Below are 21,835 nucleotides of genomic sequence, written 5' to 3' on the forward strand. Positions count from 1 at the left end.
AATGAATATTGCAATTCTCTGGTGTGATCAATCAGCCTAGATATTCGTCAACAGCCAAACACTAACGGCGACATTGAAAGGCAAGGACATGATCAAGGATATCAAGGGACTGCATCACGTAACCTCAATGGCTTCGGATGCGCGTCGGAACAATCGCTTCTTCACTGACACGCTGGGCCTGCGCCGCGTCAAGCAGACCGTCAACTTCGACGACCCGAACGTCTACCACCTTTACTACGGCGACCAGACCGGCTCCGCAGGCACCGTCATGACTTACTTCCCGTTCCCTAACATGATGCTGGGTCGTCCCGGTGTTGGTGAGGTCGGGGAAACGCAGTTCTCCGTGCCAAAGGGAGCGTTGAGGTTCTGGCAGGATCGGTTTACCGCGCACAGTGTCGATGGCTTGAAAACTGACACCGTTTTTGGGGCCAACAGACTTCATTTCATGGGCCGGGACGGGGACAGTCTGGCACTCATTGAATCTGCCGATGACAACCGCGCGCCATGGCTGGCGGACGGAATTGCGAGCGATGCAGCTATCCTCGGTTTTGCTGGCGCCCGGTTTAGCCTGCATGATACCGCCGCGACAGAAGAGCTTCTGGGCTTCATGGGTTATCAACGCGCCGGGAAGGAGGGTGACGTGACCCGCTTTATCATTCCCAATGGTAATGGCGCCGATACGATTGATGTCGCAGCACTGCCGAAAACGCCGTTTGCCCGTCAGGGCGCCGGTTCGGTCCACCATATCGCCTTTGCCGTAGAGAACCGTGAAAAGCAGCTCGAAGTTCGCAAGGCACTGATGGACACCGGTTATCAGGTTACTCCAGTCATTGATCGCGATTATTTCTGGGCAATCTACTTCAGGACGCCGGGTGGCGTGCTGTTTGAGATTGCCACGAACGAGCCGGGATTTAACCGGGACGAGGACACAGCACATCTGGGCGAGGCGCTTAAGCTGCCCAGCCGATATGAGGAATTCCGGGACCAGATCCAGGCAAATCTCAAACCACTGGCGGCCTGACAATACCATTGAATGGGGGGCGTCTCGAATTCCGGACGCCATATATCTGTCCAGGCGGAGCCATGACGCTTTTGCAAGGAAGATTTTCAGACATTCGACTACGGCTTGCGTCCTGTCCAGATCAATAACTGAGCCCCAAAACATCGTACATATAGATTTCGATGGAGAGATGCCAATGGATCAATTGGGAGCAATCAGAGCCTTTGTTCGCGTCGTCGAGGCCGGATCCTTTGCAAAGGCCGCAGATACGATGGCTGCGCCGCGGTCCACCGTGAGTAAGCTTGTTCAGGATCTTGAGGCAAGCTTGAGCCTCAAACTGCTAGAACGAACGACGCGTTCACTTGCCGTGACACCTGAGGGCGTTGCCTATTACGAGCGCGCCATCCGCCTGATCGCCGATTTCGATGAAATGAACAACGAGGCGACCCGTGGGCGCCTAGCCACCAGGGGGAAACTTCGCGTTGACATAGGGGGGACCTTCGCCAATGCGGTTCTGATCCCTCGGTTGCCAGAGTTTTACGCCCTCTATCCAGAGATCGAGTTGCATCTTGGTGTAACAGAACGTCAGGCCGACATTGTTGAGGAGGGAATAGATTGCGTCATTCGTGCCGGCGATCTGCCTAGCGCATCTCTTGTTGCGAAGAAACTATGCAGCGTCGAGATAGTGACCTGCGCTACCCCGTCGTACCTCGAAAAATACGGCGTGCCAGCTTCGCCATCGGATCTGCGGCGGGATCATATTTTCGTTCAGTACTTTTTCGCACGCAGCTTGAAAGCTGCACCCGTCCGACTGATGAATGGTAACGAGAAAATTGAAATTTACAGCCCCATCAAGCTCTCCACCAGTGATGCGACTGCGCATTTGCATGGAATATTAGCAGGACTGGGTATTGGACAGACATTTGAATTCCTGGCACGACCCCATATTGCTCGTGGCGCCCTGGTCCCCATCATGATCGATTGGGCGCCACCACGTTATCCTGTTCACATAGTCAGGCCAGCGGGCCGCTTTCCAAGTGTTAAGTATCAGGTATTTGCAGACTGGGTCGCGGGCGTGTTTTCTGCCTACGACGATGGCACTGCCCCGTCCTGATAGCTTTATCCATATTCATGGATAGTCACTCCACAACTGCGGGCTTCTCCAATCTCTCCTTTGAAGGTATTCCCCGCAACTGATGTAAGCCCTCGTCTGACGGCACGGTCTGTATGATGGCTTTACCCCATTTGGGAGTCGGCTGTATCGGTCGACCCGCGATCGTATAAAACGCCTGCAATTTGGAACAACCGTTGTTGAAAGCAAGTAAAAGACGATGTGATCTCGGTATGGACCCTTTCGCCGAAAGCGTATTCACGATCTGGTCGCGTCGTTCGTCAACGGCAGACTGGCAGGCATTTCGGGGATTACACACGGCTCAACTGCCGTCTGCTGGCTGTCTCGTGCAAAGCCAGTTCAACCAAATTGCTCCACTCCGAAAAGCGTGCCCTTGGACCCCGGGAGCTGTTTCAAGACGTCCTCCCCGAATGAAACTTCCTTCAGAAATTTTCGGAACGGTCGATCCCGTAGTCCAGCGCCGTGCGACGTTCATAGTTCAGCCGGACCGCAGGGTAATTATTGCGATAAAGGCAATTCATTCGCAATTAATATTGCAATTCTGCGGGGGCGCAAGTCACGCTACCTTACCTTTCAGCAGCCGAGGCAGCGATTGAACGGAAGCCCTCGGTTCTTACAAGCCGTGTCACAGGGCATAACGTTCGTCCGACAGGTCCTGCCCATTTCATAACCGGCCGCATTCGCGGTCCAAACAACCGAAGAGGAATTACCATGTCCAAGCTTGAAGTCCTGACCCCCGCCAACAGCCAGCTCATTTTCATCGATCAGCAGCCGCAGATGGCCTTCGGCGTCCAGTCGATCGACCGCCAGACCCTGAAAAACAACGTTGTCGGCTTGGCCAAGGCTGCCAGGATTTTCAACGTGCCAACCACGATCACCACCGTCGAGACCGAAAGTTTCTCCGGCAACACCTTCCCTGAACTTTTGGCAGTCTATCCGCAAAATGACATCCTTGAACGCACCTCGATGAACTCCTGGGATGATCAGAACGTACGCGATGCGCTGGCAAAGAATGCTGCTAACGGCCGCAAGAAGATTGTCGTCTCGGGTCTATGGACAGAAGTCTGCAACACGACCTTTGCACTCTCTGCGTTGCATGACGTCCCGGAGTACGAGATCTACATGGTCGCCGATGCTTCCGGCGGCACGTCTTCCGATGCGCACAAATATGCAATGGACCGCATGGTGCAGGCTGGCGTCATACCCGTCACCTGGCAGCAGGTTTTGCTCGAATGGCAGCGCGATTGGGCTCGCAAGGAAACCTACGATGCGGTCACCACACTGGTGAAAGAGCATTCCGGCGCTTACGGCATGGGAATCGATTACGCGATCACGCACGTCCACGGCGGTGCCGAACGCGTCAGCCATGGCAACCGCATCGGCCCGAACCCCGCGAAATAAGCCAAACCGACCGCTCCGGTGATCATCGGAGCGGTTGTCCGTTTCAACGAGGGTGACTCTCATGAAAATCTATCTTTTATCTCTTGGCGCCGGTCTTCTGGTCGGCATCGTCTACAGCCTGCTCAACGTACGCTCTCCGGCTCCGCCGGTGATCGCGCTTGTCGGCCTGCTTGGCATCCTCGTCGGCGAACAGATCATCCCGCTGGCGAAGACGCTCTGGAGCAAGGAGCCTGCTGCGGTCTCGTGGATCAATCAGGTCAAGCCGCATATGTTCGGGCACCTGCCCAAGGGTCGAGCCCGTCATGATTTTGCCCATAATACAGAACCCCGGGTAGAGGAGCAGAGCTGATGACGACGCGTCGGACCTTTCTCGGAGGGGCGTCGAGCCTGGCATTCTCGAACCTCTTCTCAACCGCCAATGCCGCCGATCCCAAGCAATCCGGAGCAGACACCATGCATCCCGACCTGATCCTCCATAACGGTCGCTTCACGACCCTTGACCGTACCAATCCGAGCGCGACAGCAGTGGCCATAAAGGACGGTCTGTTCATGAAAGTCACCACTGATGCCGAGATCTTGGCGCTCGCCGGTCCTGCTACGAAGATCGTCAACCTGAAGGGCAAGCGCGTTCTGCCTGGCCTGATCGACAACCATACTCATGTCGTGCGCGGCGGACTAAACTTCAACATGGAATTACGGTGGGACGGCGTTCGCTCACTGGCTGACGCAATGGACATGCTCAAGCGCCAGGTTGCCATCACGCCTGCGCCGCAATGGGTGCGTGTTGTTGGCGGCTTCACCGAACACCAGTTTGCGGAGAAGCGTCTGCCGACCATTGAGGAAATCAATGCGGTAGCACCAGATACCCCGGTGTTCCTCCTGCACCTTTATGACCGAGCGCTCCTCAACGGCGCGGCCCTGCGTGCCGTTGGCTATACCCGCGACACGCCGAACCCGCCTGGTGGCGAAATCACCCGCGATGCCAATGGCAATCCGACGGGTCTGCTGCTCGCCAAGCCGAACGCGGGCATTCTCTATTCGACGCTCGCCAAGGGTCCGAAGCTGCCTCTCGACTATCAAGTCAATTCCACCCGGCACTTCATGCGCGAGCTGAACAGGCTGGGTGTGACCGGCGTCATCGATGCAGGTGGTGGCTTCCAGAATTATCCTGATGATTACGAAGTCATCCAGAAACTTTCCGACGAAAACCAGATGACGGTTCGTCTCGCCTACAACCTCTTCACGCAAAAGCCCAAGGAAGAGAAAGACGACTTTCTCAAATGGACGTCTTCGGTCAGATACAAACAGGGAAACGATTACTTCCGCCACAATGGCGCGGGCGAAATGCTGGTCTTTTCCGCAGCCGATTTCGAGGACTTCCGCCAACCGAGGCCGGAAATGGCCCCGGAAATGGAGGGCGAGCTGGAAGAGGTAGTGCGGGTTCTGGCAGAAAACCGTTGGCCATGGCGCCTGCACGCTACCTATGACGAGACGATCACCCGTGCGTTAGATGTCTTTGAAAAGGTCAACAAGGATATACCGCTGGAAGGCCTGAACTGGTTCTTTGACCATGCGGAGACGATTTCGGATCGCTCTATCGACCGTATCGCAGCGCTTGGCGGTGGCATCGCCACCCAGCATCGCATGGCCTATCAGGGCGAGTATTTCGCCGAGCGTTACGGACACGGCGTAGCCGAAGCCACCCCGCCGATCCGCAAGATGCTGGACAAGGGCGTCAACGTTTCGGCCGGCACGGACGCCACCCGCGTCGCTTCCTATAGTCCGTGGGTGTCGCTCTCATGGATGGTCACCGGCAAGACCGTTGGCGGCATGCAGCTCTACCCGCGCGCAAACTGCCTGGACCGTGAAACTGCGCTTCGAATGTGGACGGAAAAGGTCACATGGTTTTCCAATGAAGAAGGTAAGAAAGGCCGCATCGAGAAAGGCCAGTTCGCTGACCTTGTCGTTCCCGATAAGGACTTCTTCTCCTGCGCCGAAGACGAGATCTCTTTCCTGGTATCGGAGCTTACCATGGTCGGCGGCAAGATCGTCTATGGAGCGGGTGACTTCAAAGCGCTTGACGAGAATGACGTGCCCCCTGCAATGCCCGACTGGTCTCCAGTGCGCAAGTTTGGCGGGTATGCTGCATGGGGCGAGCCGAAAGGTGCTGGCGCGCGTTCTCTAAGGCGTACGGCGATCTCGACCTGTGGCTGCGCCAGCGATTGCGGCGTGCATGGTCACGACCATGCGGGAGCCTGGACCTCGAAACTGCCGATTGCCGACCTCAAGGGTTTCTTCGGCGCTCTTGGCTGCTCGTGCTGGGCAGTCTGATCCTGTCTTCGCTTGGGCGGCCGCTGTTCGCCCAAGCAACCCATTCTATAATTGCAATAATGGCAATTAAATCGAAACTATTATTGCAATTGTTGGCAGAGCGATCACCGGCCAATATCGCTCCATCAAACGCGGCCGCTCGATCACGTCAGCGACCATAAAGGAGCAGAATATGACCCACCAATCCTCTATATCGAATTCAGCCTCAAGCGGTCTGGCACGTGTCGTCCGCTCTCCCATTACGACAACGGCCTCGCTGCTTGCTCTTTGTGCCGCCTATATCCAGGGCCCACTCACCAAGCTCTTTGATTTCAATGGCGCGCTTGCCGAGATGAATCACTTCGGTCTTCATCCTGCCGTTCTCTTTGCAGTCGCCGTTATTGTGTTTGAGTTGACGGCCTCCGCCATGGTGGTCTCGGGCTACCTGCGCTGGGCAGGCGCACTCGCGCTTGCCGGCTTTACGCTTCTCGCAACGCTCATCGCTCTTCGTTTCTGGGAAATCGCGCCCGGTATGGACCGTATGATGGCGACGAACACCTTCTTCGAACACATCGGTCTGGCTGGTGCATTTATTTTCGTTGCAGCGGTCGACCTTGCAAAGGGAGCGGGCAAATGAGCACCACGAAAACATCCGGGGGCACCTTTGCTCCTCTCGCACAGCCCGTCTTCGCGGTCCTGTGGATTGCAACGGTTCTCGGCAATACCGGAAGCTTCATGCGCGATGTCGCCAGCTCCTGGCTGATGACGGATCTCTCGGCATCGCCTGCCGCGGTCGCCATGGTTCAGGCAGCCGGAACACTGCCGATCTTTCTTCTGGCGATTCCTGCGGGCGTTCTCACGGACATTCTCGATCGCCGCAAATTCCTGATCGCGGTCCAGGTCCTGCTGGCCTCCGTGAGTATCTCGCTGATGGTTCTATCGCAGACAGGCATGCTTTCCGTCAGCGCACTGATCGGCCTCACCTTTCTCGGCGGCATCGGCGCCGCGCTGATGGGGCCAACCTGGCAGGCGATTGTGCCGGAACTGGTAAAGCATGAGGACGTGAAAAGCGCAGTGGCGCTCAACTCACTCGGCATCAATATTGCTCGTTCGATTGGCCCTGCCGCCGGCGGCCTGCTCCTCGCAGCCTTCGGTGCGGGTATTACCTATGGCGCAGACGTCGCAAGTTATATCTTCGTGATCGCTGCCCTTGTCTGGTGGCCGCGGGCCAAGAATGGCAACGATGCGTTGCAGGAAAACTTCTTCGGCGCATTCCGAGCCGGGCTTCGCTACACCCGATCCAGCCGACCGCTACATGTAATCCTTCTGAGGGCAGCAATCTTCTTTGCTTTTGCCAGTGCAATCTGGGCTCTTCTTCCTCTCGTCGCCCGCCAATTGCTGGGTGGCGACGCCAGCTTCTACGGTATTCTGCTTGGTGCGGTCGGTGCCGGTGCGATCGGCGGTGCCCTGGTCATGCCGAAGCTGCGCGAACGCCTGAGTTCGGATGGTCTGCTTCTTGGCGCTGCGCTGATCACCGCAGTCGTCATGGGTGTCCTTTCTCTCGCCCCGACGAAGATCGTCGCCATTATCGCTCTCCTGTTCCTCGGTGGTGCTTGGATCACCGCCCTGACGACCCTTAATGGGGCAGCCCAGGCTGTTCTTCCCAATTGGGTGCGTGGACGCGGCCTTGCTGTCTATCTGACCGTATTCAACGGAGCCATGACGGCAGGCAGTCTCGGCTGGGGTGCTGTGGGCGAGGCGGTTGGCATTCAGATGACATTGCTTGTCGGTGCAACCGGCTTGCTCGTTGCGGGGCTCATCATGCACCGCGTAAAACTCCCGGCTGGTGACGCCAACATGGTGCCGTCCAACCACTGGCCCGAACCACTGGTCGCCGAGCCTGTTGCCCATGACCGTGGTCCTGTCCTGATCCTCATCGAGTACAAGGTCGAGAAAGAGCATCGTTCTGCCTTCCTGCGTGCTATCGATCACCTTTCTAACGAACGCCGCCGCGATGGTGCCTATGGGTGGGGTGTAACCGAAGACTCCGCAGATCCGGAAAAGATCGTCGAGTGGTTCATGGTGGAATCCTGGGCCGAACACCTTCGCCAGCACAAGCGGGTTTCCAACGCCGATGCCGACCTGCAGGGAAAGGTTCTGACCTACCATATTGGTCCGGACAAACCCGTCGTTCGTCACTTCCTGACGATCAGTCGGCCAGGGGCTGCGTAAATAATCGAGGGCAGGACGGCTTCAGCCGCCCTTTCCATTACGCCGTTTGGCGCAATAAGTCGAAACTATTGATGGAATTCTTATCAGGCGGGTTTTGCTGAACGCTATAGCCACACTGCGCGATACCATCGCTGCAGCCACATGACACACAAATCGAGATCACAACGATGAAACTGCCCTCTATTTGGGAAACTTTCCCGCAATACCAGCTAATCGCATAGCGCCCGACTGTTTCGCTTAGCGTTCATACATTCGAAGTTGAAGCTAAAGTCCAAGTATCCGCATTGAGTTGGCCTGCGGTTCATTTCCCTTCATGGCGGGCATTTAAAGTGAGATTTCCCATGAGCCATGGATATGCATCATCTACCCGTCATTGCGACAACTGAACTAATGCCATCAATGACCGAGATGGGGCCGATAGCGGACAAGCAGCTTCTGGACCGGTATCCTCAAAGGCGGTCCGTCAGGTCAGTGCAAGCATCGTCGTGAGTTTGGCCCCCACGCGGGTGCTCGCAATTTTCAGCCGCGGAAGCGAAGTGCGTCAAGCACGACTGCGAAGGCGGGAGCGTGCTGCCTGCTGCTCGGATAGTACAGGTGATAGCCGGGGAACGGTTCGCACCAATCCTCCAGCACTCGCACTAGCCGTTTCTTTGTCAGGTCATCCTGCACCATATCATCCGGTAGATATGCCACGCCCAGACCATCCAGAGCAGCGCGCCTTGCAAGCTCAAGACTGCTCACCGCCAGTTGGCCTTCGACACGGACGTTGATTTCGCGCCCGCGCTTTTCGAACTCCCATGGGAAATATCCGCCGCGCGTTACACGGCGTAAGTTGATGCAGCGGTGGCCGGTTAGCTCTTCAGGATGATTGGGCGCGGGCCGCTCTTTAAAATAACCCGGTGATGCAACAATGGCCTGGCGCATCGCGGGACCGATCCGAACGGCAATCATATCCTTCTCGACGTACTCGCCGACGCGAACGCCGGCATCGAAACGCTCGCTCACAATGTTTGCTAAGCCCTCGTCAGAGACCAACTCGACCGTGATGTCGGGATAGTTAAGCATGACCTTGGACAAGCGCGGCCACATCACCGTATCCGCCGCATGTTGCGTTGCCGTGATCCGAACGATGCCGGATGGCTTGTCCCTTAGCTCGGTCAGCGCGGACAGGCTGCCTTCGATACCCGCGAAATGGGGCTCGACGCTCCGAAGCAGACGCTCTCCGGCTTCTGTGGGCGCCACACTTCGAGTGGTGCGACTGAGCAAACGCAAGCCAAGCCGCTCTTCCAGCGTCCTGATTGTCTTGCTGAGGGCCGGTTGGGAGACGCCCAGCCGGACTGCCGCCCGTGTGAAACTGCTTTCCTGTGCGACAGCGATAAAGGCCATCAGATCGCTGACGTTCTCTCGGATCATTCATAACTCCTGATTATAAGCTTATGATCTATATAGCGCCTTATCGAATGAGTTTGCATCCCTTAAGTTTTGAGGTGTGAAGAGCGCTTGTCCCGACTGAGACTTACTCCTAGGCGGCCATCAGCCTCTCCAAATGAATTGCTCAAATAAGAAAAGGAACGAACATGAAGGAATTGGCTTTGGGGCTCGCGCTTATGCTCGGATCGGTATCCGGCTTAGCGATCGGCGCTTCCCCCGCGCTCGCCCAGGACCTGTCCAACGGCGCTGCCAACTTTTACAGGAGCGACCGCGTGGTCGTCGAAAAAATCACCTTCGGGAATAAGTTCGGCATGAAGGTCGTCGGCAATCTGTTCACGCCCCAGGGCCTCGACAGGAGCGCCCAGACTCCGGCGATCGTCGTAGGCCATCCGATGGGCGCGACGAAGGAGCAGAGTGCCAACCTCTATGCGACCAAGCTGGCAGAGCAGGGCTTCGTTACACTGTCGTTCGATCTCTCCTTCTGGGGCGAGAGCGAGGGCCAACCGCGCAATACCGTCGCCCCCGAAATCTATGCGGATGATTTCAGCGCAGCCGTCGACTTCCTGAGCACGCAGCCCTTCGTCAACAAGGACAATATCGGCGTGCTCGGCATTTGCGGGAGCGGCAGCTTCGCCCTCAGTGCAGCGCAGATCGATCCGCGCATGAAAGCGATCGCCACCGTCAGCATGTATGACATGGGTGCCGCCAATCGCGACGGCCTTCGGAAGGGTGTGTCGGTCGAACAGCGAAAGGAAATGCTGAAGGTCGCCGCACAGCAGCGCCTCGCAGAGTACCAGGGCGCCGAAATCAAACTGACCGGCGGTACCGTTGATGAACTGAAGGCAGACTCCAATGCGATCGAGCGTGAGTTCTATGATTTTTATCGCACGCCGCGCGGGGAGTTCACCCCGAAAGGACAGACGCCGCTCCAGACCACGCATCCGACCCTGAGCAGCAATGCCGCTTTCATGAACTTCTACCCGTTTGCCCAGATCGAGACAATCTCGCCGCGTCCGTTGCTGTTCATCGCCGGCGAGCAGGCTCACTCGATCGAGTTCAGCGAAAACGCCTACGAGCGTGCTTCTGAACCGAAGGAGCTCGTGATCATCCCGGGTGCCGGTCACGTCGATCTCTATGACCGTGTCAACCTGATCCCGTTCGACAAGCTGACCGCCTTCTTCCGGGAGAACCTGAGCTTCTAACGAACATACAACCGGACCATGCGCCTCGCGGGCCCTCCGCTTGCCTGGCGTGTCGTTCGACCAATACAGAGGCATGAAATGGCCCACGCAACCGCGGTAGCGACTACCGAAAGCGCCCCAGACTCGGCATCATGGAGCGCTGTCCTCGCCCTTAGCTTGTGCGTTGCGACGCTCATCGCTTCGGAATTCTTGCCCGTCAGCTTGCTGACGCCAATCGCCTCCGACCTGCATCTGAGCGAAGGGCAGGCGGGGCAGGCCATCGCGATCTCCGGTATATTCGCGGTCGCCACCAGCCTCTTCGTCGCGGCATTCACGTCGAAGCTTGACCGGCGACAATTGTTGTTGTGGCTCACAGCTTTGATGCTCATTTCGGGCGTCGTGACCGCGTTCGCGCCGAACTATGCGGTCCTGATGGCGGGGCGTGCCTTTGTTGGCGTCGTAATCGGCGGCTTCTGGTCGATGTCAGCGGCGACAGTCATGCGCCTCGTGCCGGCTGCAGACGTGCCCCGTGGCCTCGCGATCCTCAACGGCGGCAATGCACTGGCAGCAACGATTGCTGCGCCTCTCGGCAGTTTCCTTGGACAGTATATCGGTTGGCGCGGCGCCTTCTTCAGCGTGGTGCCGCTCGCTGCGATCACCTTTGTGTGGCTCCTCGCAACGTTGCCGTCCATGCCCAGCCGGACCCGTGCGAACCCACTGGCGGCGTTTCAAGTTTTACGCCGACCTGGCGTGCCGACCGGCATGGCGGCCGTCGCACTTTTCTTCATGGGCCAATTCGCGCTTTTCACGTACCTGCGGCCATTCCTGGAAACCGTGACGCTCGTCAATGTTTCCGGCTTATCGCTCCTGTTGTTGGCAATGGGCGTCTCCGGTTTACTCGGGACCCTCCTTATCGGCTCTGTCCTGCGTACGCGCCTCTACCAAGCGTTGATCGCCATGCCTGTGATGATGGCGGCGCTCGCGATTGGCCTGGTCGTATTCGGATCGTCGTTAGGTACCACTGCCGGGTTGCTGGCACTTTGGGGCCTGATCGGCACCGCCGCGCCAGTGGGCTGGTGGAGCTGGTTGAGCGAAGCACTGCCGGACGATGCAGAAGCGGGAGGAGGACTCATGGTGGCTGTAGTGCAACTCGCCATCACAGCCGGCGCAGCCTCCGGCGGTCTGCTGTTCGACAATGGCGGTTATCAGATCGCATTCGGATTCGGCGCGATCGTGCTTTTCACGTGCGCTATCGCGGCTGTGGTGCTGGTGCGTCACGACAGATCACGCACGGCCACGCCAACGTCAAGGGAGCATCTATTATGAGCAAAAGACAAAGCCAGTTTGGCGATGCAACCGCAATGTCAGTTAGCCAAATCTTGTCTGCGCCCGGTGCGCCCGGTTTTTCTCCGCTCCGCCGCTCTATCCTTGGAGCGATATTGGTCACCGCCACTATGCCCTGGCCGGCGTTCACCCAACAAAAAAACGATCCGGCAAGTCAGGAGCCAACCGACATGAAAATTCGAATGATGTTCAACGGTCATAGCCTGACGGCAACGCTTTATGACAACCCCTCGGCGCGCGATTTCGCATCCATGCTACCCCTAGAACTGACCACCGAAAATTATGCCGGCAACGAGAAGATCGCTTATCTCCCCCGTAAGCTGACGGAGGACGCGAGTGGTCCATTCGGCAACGAGGCGCCAGGCGACCTTTGCTACTTCTCGCCGTGGGGCAATCTCGCGATGTTCTACGCCGGCTACAGCTATTCCGGTGGGCTGATCCGGCTCGGCCGCTTCGACGATTTCGAGCCGTTGCTTGTGCGCGGGACGTTCCCCCTGACCATCGAACGGATCGTCTGAACGCATTGTCTGGGCGAGAAGGAATGTACCAAATAGCGAAGATTCGAAACTGAGCTTCCTCCAAGTCGAGGCCGCGCGATAACCACGACGCAGGTCGATGAGCCTTAAAACTTATAACAGGGTGGCGCATGAAGAGCTGCGGAGTCCGCTTACAGGGACCGACGGAGCCCCATAAATGACCGATTTCGGGGCGCAAACCGTCGCCGTTCTTTGGTGACTTTCATTCCTGTTTTGCCAAATTATATATTTACTCGAAACGAGAGGGGACAACTAGCGGGTTTGCAGGGTCGGCGGCCTCGAAGACTCCCGCTCGTTTTCTTCTTTCGAGAGGTTTGGATCTGGTACGTGTGCCCATAATCCTTGTCATGATCTGGCCAGTCTTCGTTCTGGCGGTCAAAAGGTTGCGCGGTGCGGGACAAAACCCCTTATTGTGTTTTTTCATATTGATTATCCTTGCAATAGAATTAAACAATATTATTTTGAATCTATCCTTAAATTGTACGCAAGTTTGTAGTATATTTCTTCGTTCGCTTAATAAACTCTTTCGATCAATATTTACGCGATATTGATTTAATGCTTGCAGTACTGATTTTGAGGAAGTTTAATGCATTATCCAGGTTAAACCGGGAAACTGCGGGAGGACGCGATGGACGTTGAGGCGAATAAGCCAGGGTTTTCTTTTTCGAACGGGGTCTTTGTCTCGACGAGACAAGATACGGTTCCCCTTGCGGTCATCGACGGAACGCAAGGGGATGACGTTCTAAACGGAACGGATGGTGATGACCGCATCAACGGATATGGTGGCCGCGATAGCATGTTCGGGCATGCTGGCGACGACGTTCTGAATGGCGGTGGTGGGTCAGATGTCCTTGATGGTGGCGACGGTGATGATTGGCTTAATACCGCTGTTGGTGATGGATTGTGGCAAGATTCTCTGTCTGGTGGTTCGGGCAATGACGTTCTTACATCCGGATACGGCAACGATGTGCTTCACGGTGGAGACGGAGACGACATCCTCATAAGCGGTGGCGGACCCATAAGCGGCAGTGTTTCCGGCAATACCGATGGTGACACCGTCTACGGTGACGCGGGCGATGATACACTGATCGGCAGCGGTCTGAGCGACAGGCTGTACGGTGGCGTTGGCAATGATGTGCTTTTCGGCGGCAATGAACAGGATATTCTGTATGGCGATGCCGGGGCTGATTTCATGGACGGCGGAGACGGATGGGACTATGCGGACTATCGCACGGCAGACGCCGGTGTGACCATCGATCTGCAAACAGGCCTCGGTCGAGGCGGCGTGGCAGAAGGCGACATTTTCCGTAACATCGAATATGTTCGCGGCAGCGACTTCGCCGACACGCTCATTGGCGATGACGGCAACAATCTCCTCCTGGGCTTTGTCGGCAATGACAATCTGTCCGGCGGTGGTGGCAATGATCAACTGGATGGTGGTGCGGGTGATGACATTCTGCGCGGCGACGCCGGTGACGACCGTTTCACCGGCGGGGCTGGCGCTGATCATTTCGACGGGGGCGATGGTTCAGATACGATGTTGCTTCGCTCCTATAGCGGTGTTTTTAGCCCGCTAACGGTCAATCTTGAGGCAGGCACGGCTTCAGGCGGTGCCTTTGATCCGGGCGACACGTTCACCAGTATAGAAAATGTAGTCGCAACGCAGTTCAACGATACTCTCATTGGTGACGCCAAGGATAACACCTTTGCGGGTGATGATGGTGGGGATCACATTGATGGGGGAGACGGCTCGGACACCGTCATTTACTATGGCGAGGTATTTGGTGGTGGTGGTTCCTTTGGAATTGGCGTCACGGTCGATCTAGCAAATAGCACAGCCTATGGCGCCGACGCCAATGGCGACACAATTATCAGTATTGAGAATGTCGTCGGTTCAACTTATGAAGATTCCCTTACCGGAAGCGATGCGGCAAACCGCCTATCCGGCGGCGGTGGCATCGACAATGTGTTCGGCGCTGGTGGCGATGATGTTCTCATCGATCCAGACGGCGGAGATTCCCTTTATGGCGGTGCTGGTGCGGATGTTTTCGTCTTCAATTATGGAGACAGCGGTCTGATCAAGGATTTCAATTCCCTCGACGGCGACAAGATCGATCTCACAGATTTCTACGGTCCGTACGGATTGAACAATCAGGATCCGCAAGATCTTACATTCATCGGCTATCGCGCTTTCACGGGAGAGGCAGGTCAGTTGAGTCTGGTCCAGGCTTCGGATTCAACTTTCGTCCAGATCGATCTTGACGGCGATCAGACTGCAGACTTTCAGATTACTCTGAAGGGGATTTCGAACGTACTCACTTCCGATGCCTTTGAACTTTAACGGGGCTGATATCGGAGCTGAACAAGATGACGATCAAGGCATTCACCACGTTCAACTCGCAACGCCAGCAGGTCAGGAAAATGCGGCCAAAGGCTTTTACCAAGGATTGCTGGGTTTGAACGAAGTATCCAAGCCTTCAAACCTTGTGGTATCAGAGTTCACCTTGGCGTAGAGACGAATTTCGCCCCAGCCAGGAAAGCGCACCCCGGCTTTGTCGTCGTGATCTTTCCAACATATGCGAACTTTGGAGAAAGCGGGCTTTCCGACAATTTCGGACGAACCACTGGAGGGATACTCGCGAAAGTATGTAAGCGATCCTTTCGGTAATCGTATTGAACTCATGCAGATCGTAGCGGACTAGACGAGCGGCAGAGTTTCATCAGGGATGCCACGAATTCCCTCGTCATTTATTGATGTGTCGCAACTTTGGACTTCCGGATCGAGGGGCTTGCTTCAGACGGTTCCGGTTATTCTTGCAATGTCGAGATTGCGATTGCTGGTTTCGAGAGGGCAGTTGAGGATGTGGATGCTGTCGTACGCCATTTGCGCGAGCGATCGGACGTGGATCAGAGCCGGCTCGCTATCGGCGGGGTCTCTCGCGGCGGCATTCTGTCGATAGCCTATGCGGGGATGCGCCCGAATGTTTTCCATGGTGCCATCAATTTCAACGGTGGATGGCTCGGCAGAGGTTGCCTCAATCATGAAATCGTAAATCCGATTATCTTTGAGCGTGGAGCACCAGCTGGAATTTCGACGCTCTGGCTGTACGGAAGTTATGACCAGTACTACCGAATAGGACATTGTCGAGGAAATTTCGAAAGGTTTCTGGCGGCGAGCGGACAGGGGAAGTTCATCGTTGCTCCCATGGGCCATGCCCTGCTGTTCAAGCCAGCACTATGGAAGAACCATCTCGATCAGTACTTGGACGGCCTCGGCCACTCCTAAAACCAGACGCCGTTGTCGCTAACCTTGGCTTCCGGCGAAATTCCGGTCAAGGTGGGTTGCGGCTGTTCTTGTCTGAGAATTGGGCGAGCGATCACAAACCCGCTGGCGTGCGGATGAGCACCGAGTTCAGTATGCCGCGGTCGCCGGTAAGTCGGCAGGGTTCCCCACTGCGTTAAATCGTCCTTAGTCTACACTCTGGCAATATACTTCGAAAATTGAAGTATATTGCCAGAGTGTAGAAATAAAAAATGCATTTGGCGTGACGATGATTTTGTAGCTTACTGCCAAACCATCAGTAAGTAAAAGTCAAAGCGGGAAACCCGCCCATTTACAATCACGACATACATGCTAGTTTGAACAATCAACACATCGCATCACAACTCCCCCATCGACGTAACCCTCAGGTTTGACCAAGGAGACTTCGTAATGGCCGCTTTGTTGAGAAATTCCCAACGGACTGAATTCTATCTGCCGGATTCCGACCCGACTGATCCTCGTTGGTGGCAAGCTCACATCAGGCACTCACCCTTTCTGGCGACTACAGATGAAGTCATTCCGGCCGCTGTTATCGACGGTACCGAAGGAGAAGACCATCTGATTGGCACTGCGGAAGAGGACACTATCAATGGTTTGGGCGGGGACGACTTCCTGGATGGCGGCGCAGGATCTGACGGCCTTTATGGCGGAGAGGGAAGCGATTGGCTCACCGGCGGCCGCAATAATGAGGGCGAGCGTGACTTGCTCGTCGGCGGCGCCGGCAACGACACGCTCATCGTCGGCTATGGCGGCCTGTACGGCGGCGCTGGAGACGATGTCCTGATCAGTGGACAAACGGCTCTGACCGGTGGTTATCTGCCAAGCAACGAGCAGGGCAGTTCTCTACGCGGTGATGAAGGCAACGATCTGCTTATCGGAACGGCAGTCGATGACAAACTGTACGGCGGGGATGATGATGACATTCTGCTTGGCGGTGCCGGGTATGATATTCTGGAGGGTGGCTCTGGCGCTGATGTGATTGATGGCGGCGAGGGCGATAATGATCGCGCTACTTATGAGAATTCGCTGGCGGGCATACAGATTAACCTGAAAAACGGAACGGGCCACGGAGGCGAGGCCGAGGGCGACACTCTCCGCAATATTGAACGGGTGCTGGGTACTGATTTCGCTGACACACTGATCGGAAATGACAAGGGCGTCGTTCTGGATGGTGAGGATGGCAATGATATCATCCGCGGTGGAGCCGGCGATGATGGCCTATATGGCGGTTACGGCGACGATGTCCTCGACGGCGCGGCGGGTGACGACCATCTCAGTCCCGATGTCGGAAGCGACCGGATTGATGGCGGCAGCGGTAGCGATACCATCACGTTTCGGGGATTTTTCACTTTTCCCGGAGATGAGACATTTCAACATGGAGGCGTAACGGTCGACCTTGATGCGGGCACTGTCCTGCGCGGCGATTTCCTCGAGAAAACGATCAGCAACGTCGAAAACGTCAATGCAACCGAGTACGCCGATACGCTGATTGGCAATGCCAGCGACAATACGTTCTTGGGCGGAGAGGGGGGCGACTACATCAACGGCGGCGCGGGTGTGGATACCGTCCTATACTCCGGCGATCCCTATAATGAGCGCGGCGTAGGGGTCAATCTCAATAGCGGCATCGCACAAGGTGCAGATGCGGCGGGAGACATATTGATTGGCATCGAGAATGCGATCGGCAGCCCCTATGATGACGACGTCCTGATAGGCTCAGAGGGTGCCAATCATCTCTCCGGCAATAGCGGTCGTGATAGGCTGACTGGGCTTGCCGGCGATGACACCCTGGAAGATGCTGATGGCGGCGACGACCTTTACGGTGGCGAAGGAGCCGATACCTTTGTCTTTGCTTACAGTTGGAAGAACGTTAGCTCAATTCACGATTTTGATTCGGTTGCAGGCGACAAGATCGATCTCAGCGGCTTTTACGGGGACTATGCCAATGACGAGCCCCTCGACCTGACATTTGTTGGTTACAATAACCTCACTGGCAAAGCTGGTGAGGTTGGTCTTGTTGCAGAACCTGGCATCACCCGTGTCATGATCGATGAGAACGGGGATGGTTCGGCGGATTTCAACCTCTGGGTGGATGACGTCATCACTCCGACGCTCGACGAGGGCGATTTTATATTTTGACATTTGGAGAATCCACTCCGAGTGCGTCATGCGGTGACTGAGGGGTGCGGCAGGTGATCTTGGCAGTCAATCCAAACAGGTAACAGCCTTGCAACCGCTCGCTTCCTGCTTCGGATAAAGCGCAGGATCGATAGACACCTCTACTGTCTCGTTCGTATGCAAAGCACTGCACGACCGCCTAAACGTTTTCCTTTCTCACTCCTGATCTATTGCTCGGCGAACTCGCGGGTAGGGCCATTATGCCTGGCATGAAGCAGCAGCTGCATTCGTTGCCGCTCAAGACTTTGCAGTATGGCGCATCTCTATGTCGGACGCTACATGCAATCCGCGCCTATCTCAGTCTGATCGCCGACTACCCCGCGAACGAGCGAGACTACGCAACTTCACAGGCAGTTGGCACTCATTTGCTCACGTGCCTACGGCACCAAACCGAATCCCATCGCGGCCTGTAATTTGCCCAATCAATAGAGCACTGTCGTGGCAATTAAGCATTGCGCTCCGGACGCATCAGGACTGCGAGAAATTCGTGGATCTTCCAATCTCACATCCAGACAGGACGAGGTCGTCTTGTGTTTCGAAAGCGACCAATCCGGAAATAGCACCCTCAAGGATCGTCACATCTCGGAATTTGGCAAGGATCGAAGACAGCTCCGCGGCTTCACTCGCAGCAAGATGATCGCGGAAATTATAGTAGCCTAGCAGATAGACATCGGTAATCTGCTTCCCGAGTGTCATCTGTAAGGTCTGGATCGGATTGCCTTCGCGGTTTTCAGGATAGACGGGGAAGTAAATCCGTCCCGTATTTTTCTCCCCCACCAGGGGCCCAGCCAGGCGGAAGCGGATAGAGCCTGTGCGCAAAAGATGATCTTCCGTGCGCAGCAGCAGCTCCTTGACTTCATCCGCGTTCACCCTTCCACAGATGGTTGCGTGCAGCCTTGCTTGTCTCGCGTCCATGACATCCCAAGCAATTTTGGGTGAAAAAGAGGCTTCTCGCATGGCTGCATCAACGGCGCGAAAAGCGTGGGACATCTGCAGATCCTCAATGCTAAACGGAATCGCCAGCGAGTACCGCTTCGTCTCATAGCGGCCAAAATGGTAATCCTCATAGAACGGAATGACATCAGAATGTTGCGGATTGACGAGCGGGAGATGGGCGTGACGATAGATGGAATCGAGCACAAGGCGGCTTCCAGGAGAGGAACTCCATCGGATTTGGTCGTAACCGAGGCTATGATCATCGAGATAATACATTTACACTCCATTTCGATCGGTCGTGAGCAGACTATCCGTCCATGCAGCCGGTGACGACCGGCTACAAACACAAGGCTGAGAAAACTCTCCTGCCTTGCCTTTCCGGTCAAGGCTCATTCAGGTCCTCCAATTTTTAATGAGCGGCACCCTTCCAACCTTGCGCGTATCGATTGTTGCGTTTACTCAAGTCAGACCAATTTGGCCTCGGTTCAAACAGGGGGCGAAATACGCCCTAGACGAGACGAAACAGGCTTTTTTCCGGATTGTAGAAATTTGGGCTACAATCAAAATTGCTCGAAATTTGACTATTATCGTCATTTTCAAAGGAAGGGTTTCTCGCCATGGAACGATTGTACAGTCGAAGCGACCCAAATCACTAATCCTTTGCGAAATACAGAGTTGCTGTGCAAATTCTACATGTTGAGCCCGCTATTTCATAAGCCCGGTCTCTCCTTGGTCGGGAATTGAGGTTCACAGGTTCGGGAACCGTCATGGTGGTGATTTTAACCTTCTGGCTGAGGCTTTCCGCAAACTATCCGTTGGGAAGAACAACATACGGCCGCTGCGCACTCACAGAATAATCCCCGCAAAGCAAGTAATTGCTCTTGCAATCAATATTACCGTTCTCAAGAATGCTCATATAGTTTTTAGGCTCGCGACCGAAATCTAGGTGGACACAAGGTGCAATGAACGAGGCAAATGGAACGCTAGTGCAGCCAGATAGAACAACGGTTCTCTTCGATACCGACACACGCACCCTTTCGCTGAAAAAAGCCCTGGAGTTTTGGGAAGAGTCGGCGGGCTCTCTTTACGATTTCCACATCGCCAGACCGGAATCATTTTATACTCACGGTCGCACGCTGTGTTTCGGGGAACTACTTCTGAATTACTGCGTGAGTGTAGAGCAGAAGCTTAGCCGCTCAAGCTATCGTATCGGAATGGATGGCTTCGATCACTACGAGGTGCAGTTCTTTCTGGATGGGATTTGGCGTCGTGGCGACGGAAAACTCGAAGCACAGGCAGGTCCCGGCGATCTGATCGTCCATGATACGGCACAGGCTCATGCGGGTTCCGCATCGGATTTCACCAATATTACTTTGTTCGTCCCGCGATTCTTGCTCGCGCCGTTACTCAACCGGCCAGACGAACATAATATGCGCGTTATCAGTTCCCATAACCCGCTTATGGGTCTGTTGCGCAGTCATGTAAGTGGCCTTTTCCACGCTCTTCCCTCGCTTGATAGCGTGCAAGCCGCCTCAATGGTTTTACCCACAGTCGAGTTGATCGCCGCGACACTCAATGGTACTCCGAGAGAGGATAACTCGCGCGGGGTTGCGGCTGCCCAGTTCAACCAGATACGACGTTACGTCGACGAGCATGTTCTGGATCGCGGCCTTGGCGCCGAGCGGCTTGCAGTTACGTTTGGTATTTCGCTCCGCAAGCTGGCCTATCTTTTTTCCCCGGAAGGCGGGGTTGCTTCCTATATCCAGAAACGGCGGCTTCATTTCGCGCGTCGTTGCCTACGGGATCAGCGGCAAGCCCACAAGTCTATCGCAGATATAGGTCTGGAACATGGCTTTATCTACGCGCCTAATTTTACACGCGCCTTTCAGCAAACGTACGGGATGACTCCGCGCGAAACGCGCGCCGTGGCTCGCAGGACCTGGTCCGCCGGGGAAGGCGAATCACCAAGCTGGTTTTATCGAGCCTCGCGGTGGGGTCTGTAGTCAGCAATTGGTCCAGTTGCGCGCTGAGATCATTTGAGCAAAGGACTTTTGCGCGCTCGGATAAATCCGAAATCTGCTCCCGCTAACCCATTAAATTCCAAACGCTCCCATGATTTATTTGGCTCGGGCGGTTGGGGCTAGCGATCTTCTGGCATTGTCAGAGGTCAAGAGTGAGGCTGCTCTATGTTCATTGGAGTGTGGCACCTTGAGAAAAATTCTGTTTTGCTCGTTCATTCTGATCGGCTCGTCCGGGGCAATGGCAGCCGATGTTACCAACTCGCGGCCCCCGGTTTCAGAAGGGTCCTTTACCTGGTCCGGCGGCTATATCGGCATTCAGGGCGGAGGTGGCTGGGCCAGTGGTGACTTCTCCGGGTTTGGCATCAATGGATCCGAAGACGCCAATGGAGGCACGCTCGGCGGATTTGTCGGCTACAATCATCAATTCCATAATAATCTGGTGATCGGCATCGAAGGCGACCTGGAATACAATTGGAATGAACAGCAAGTTTTCGGCGCTGATTTCGGCACCGACTGGGCCGGATCGGTGCGTGGCCGTATCGGTTATGCCTTCGATCAGGCGCTGGTCTATGCCGCGGCCGGCTGGGCCACAACACGCGGTTATGTGGAGGTGCCGGGGCTTGGCGAGGACGAAAAGGCCTTCAACGGCTATACGGTCGGTGCCGGCCTCGACTATGCGTTCAGCAACCAGATTTTTGGCCGTCTTGATTACCGCTATAGCGACTACGGAGACAAAGATCTCCAAGGCATCAACGTCGATGTTGACCAACATGCGGTCAAGATTGGCCTGGGCGTCAAATTCTAGTTTCCC

General features: G+C 55.7%; 17 protein-coding genes and 1 pseudogene. 16 read left to right on the plus strand and 2 right to left on the minus strand.

Annotated elements, in window-relative coordinates:
• Window positions 1-88: 88 nt before the first annotated feature.
• The 7 genes from QFZ34_RS02405 (at window position 89) to QFZ34_RS02435 (ending at window position 8,075) form a co-directional block, all read left to right on the plus strand.
• Entirely contained in the window at window positions 89-1,021 is a 933-nt protein-coding gene (locus QFZ34_RS02405; protein WP_307276420.1) for a VOC family protein, read from the plus strand.
• A 175-nt stretch (window positions 1,022-1,196) separates the two neighbouring features.
• Window positions 1,197-2,114 carry a LysR family transcriptional regulator gene (locus QFZ34_RS02410; RefSeq protein WP_307276423.1) on the plus strand — a complete coding sequence of 306 codons (918 nt, stop codon included), beginning with the start codon at window positions 1,197-1,199 and terminating at the stop codon, window positions 2,112-2,114.
• A 729-nt stretch (window positions 2,115-2,843) separates the two neighbouring features.
• Window positions 2,844-3,533 carry a hydrolase gene (locus QFZ34_RS02415; RefSeq protein ID WP_307276426.1) on the plus strand — a complete coding sequence of 230 codons (690 nt, stop codon included), beginning with the start codon at window positions 2,844-2,846 and terminating at the stop codon, window positions 3,531-3,533.
• Window positions 3,534-3,594: 61 nt separating this feature from the next.
• Window positions 3,595-3,882: a XapX domain-containing protein gene (locus QFZ34_RS02420; RefSeq protein WP_307276428.1), complete on the plus strand. Its 288-nt coding sequence runs from the start codon at window positions 3,595-3,597 to the stop codon at window positions 3,880-3,882.
• Entirely contained in the window at window positions 3,882-5,864 is a 1,983-nt protein-coding gene (locus tag QFZ34_RS02425) for an amidohydrolase (RefSeq protein WP_307276431.1), read from the plus strand. The genes QFZ34_RS02420 and QFZ34_RS02425 overlap by 1 nt, the downstream gene beginning before the upstream one ends.
• A 172-nt stretch (window positions 5,865-6,036) precedes the next feature.
• Complete coding sequence (locus tag QFZ34_RS02430) at window positions 6,037-6,480, plus strand: DoxX family protein (protein ID WP_307276434.1); 444 nt, start codon at window positions 6,037-6,039, stop codon at window positions 6,478-6,480.
• Complete coding sequence (locus QFZ34_RS02435; RefSeq protein ID WP_307276437.1) at window positions 6,477-8,075, plus strand: MFS transporter; 1,599 nt, start codon at window positions 6,477-6,479, stop codon at window positions 8,073-8,075. Before QFZ34_RS02430 ends, QFZ34_RS02435 begins: the two co-directional genes overlap by 4 nt.
• A gap of 519 nt (window positions 8,076-8,594) precedes the next feature.
• On the opposite strand, the gene QFZ34_RS02440 is transcribed toward QFZ34_RS02435, so the two are convergent.
• On the minus strand, window positions 8,595-9,488 hold the full coding sequence (locus tag QFZ34_RS02440; RefSeq protein WP_307276440.1) for a LysR substrate-binding domain-containing protein: 894 nt from the start codon (window positions 9,486-9,488) through the stop codon (window positions 8,595-8,597).
• A gap of 164 nt (window positions 9,489-9,652) precedes the next feature.
• Between QFZ34_RS02440 and QFZ34_RS02445 the strand changes: the two genes are divergently transcribed.
• The 7 genes and pseudogenes from QFZ34_RS02445 (at window position 9,653) to QFZ34_RS02475 (ending at window position 18,028) form a co-directional block, all read left to right on the plus strand.
• Window positions 9,653-10,708, plus strand: coding sequence for an alpha/beta hydrolase (locus tag QFZ34_RS02445; RefSeq protein ID WP_307276443.1), 1,056 nt, complete (start codon window positions 9,653-9,655; stop codon window positions 10,706-10,708).
• A gap of 78 nt (window positions 10,709-10,786) precedes the next feature.
• Window positions 10,787-12,013, plus strand: coding sequence for an MFS transporter (locus QFZ34_RS02450; protein WP_307276446.1), 1,227 nt, complete (start codon window positions 10,787-10,789; stop codon window positions 12,011-12,013).
• A 35-nt stretch (window positions 12,014-12,048) separates the two neighbouring features.
• Window positions 12,049-12,549, plus strand: coding sequence for a cyclophilin-like fold protein (locus tag QFZ34_RS02455; protein ID WP_370878708.1), 501 nt, complete (start codon window positions 12,049-12,051; stop codon window positions 12,547-12,549).
• A 646-nt stretch (window positions 12,550-13,195) separates the two neighbouring features.
• Entirely contained in the window at window positions 13,196-14,908 is a 1,713-nt protein-coding gene (locus tag QFZ34_RS02460; protein WP_307276448.1) for a calcium-binding protein, read from the plus strand.
• Window positions 14,892-15,269: pseudogene (locus QFZ34_RS02465) on the plus strand (VOC family protein). The gene QFZ34_RS02460 and the pseudogene QFZ34_RS02465 overlap by 17 nt, the downstream one beginning before the upstream one ends.
• Before the next feature lie 65 nt (window positions 15,270-15,334).
• The gene (locus QFZ34_RS02470; RefSeq protein WP_307276451.1) at window positions 15,335-15,853 is read left to right on the plus strand and encodes an alpha/beta hydrolase; all 519 of its coding nucleotides are present in this window, start codon (window positions 15,335-15,337) and stop codon (window positions 15,851-15,853) included.
• A gap of 426 nt (window positions 15,854-16,279) precedes the next feature.
• Window positions 16,280-18,028, plus strand: coding sequence for a calcium-binding protein (locus tag QFZ34_RS02475; RefSeq protein ID WP_307276454.1), 1,749 nt, complete (start codon window positions 16,280-16,282; stop codon window positions 18,026-18,028).
• A gap of 507 nt (window positions 18,029-18,535) precedes the next feature.
• Here QFZ34_RS02475 and QFZ34_RS02480 read toward each other — a convergent pair.
• Entirely contained in the window at window positions 18,536-19,279 is a 744-nt protein-coding gene (locus tag QFZ34_RS02480) for a hypothetical protein (protein ID WP_307276458.1), read from the minus strand.
• 686 nt (window positions 19,280-19,965) lie between these two features.
• Between QFZ34_RS02480 and QFZ34_RS02485 the strand changes: the two genes are divergently transcribed.
• Together QFZ34_RS02485 and QFZ34_RS02490 are read left to right on the plus strand one after the other, a co-directional pair.
• Entirely contained in the window at window positions 19,966-21,006 is a 1,041-nt protein-coding gene (locus QFZ34_RS02485) for a helix-turn-helix domain-containing protein (protein ID WP_307276461.1), read from the plus strand.
• A gap of 205 nt (window positions 21,007-21,211) precedes the next feature.
• On the plus strand, window positions 21,212-21,829 hold the full coding sequence (locus tag QFZ34_RS02490) for an outer membrane protein (protein WP_307276464.1): 618 nt from the start codon (window positions 21,212-21,214) through the stop codon (window positions 21,827-21,829).
• Window positions 21,830-21,835 lie beyond the last annotated feature (6 nt).

Source organism: Phyllobacterium ifriqiyense (genome assembly GCF_030817885.1).
Taxonomy (GTDB): domain Bacteria; phylum Pseudomonadota; class Alphaproteobacteria; order Rhizobiales; family Rhizobiaceae; genus Phyllobacterium; species Phyllobacterium ifriqiyense.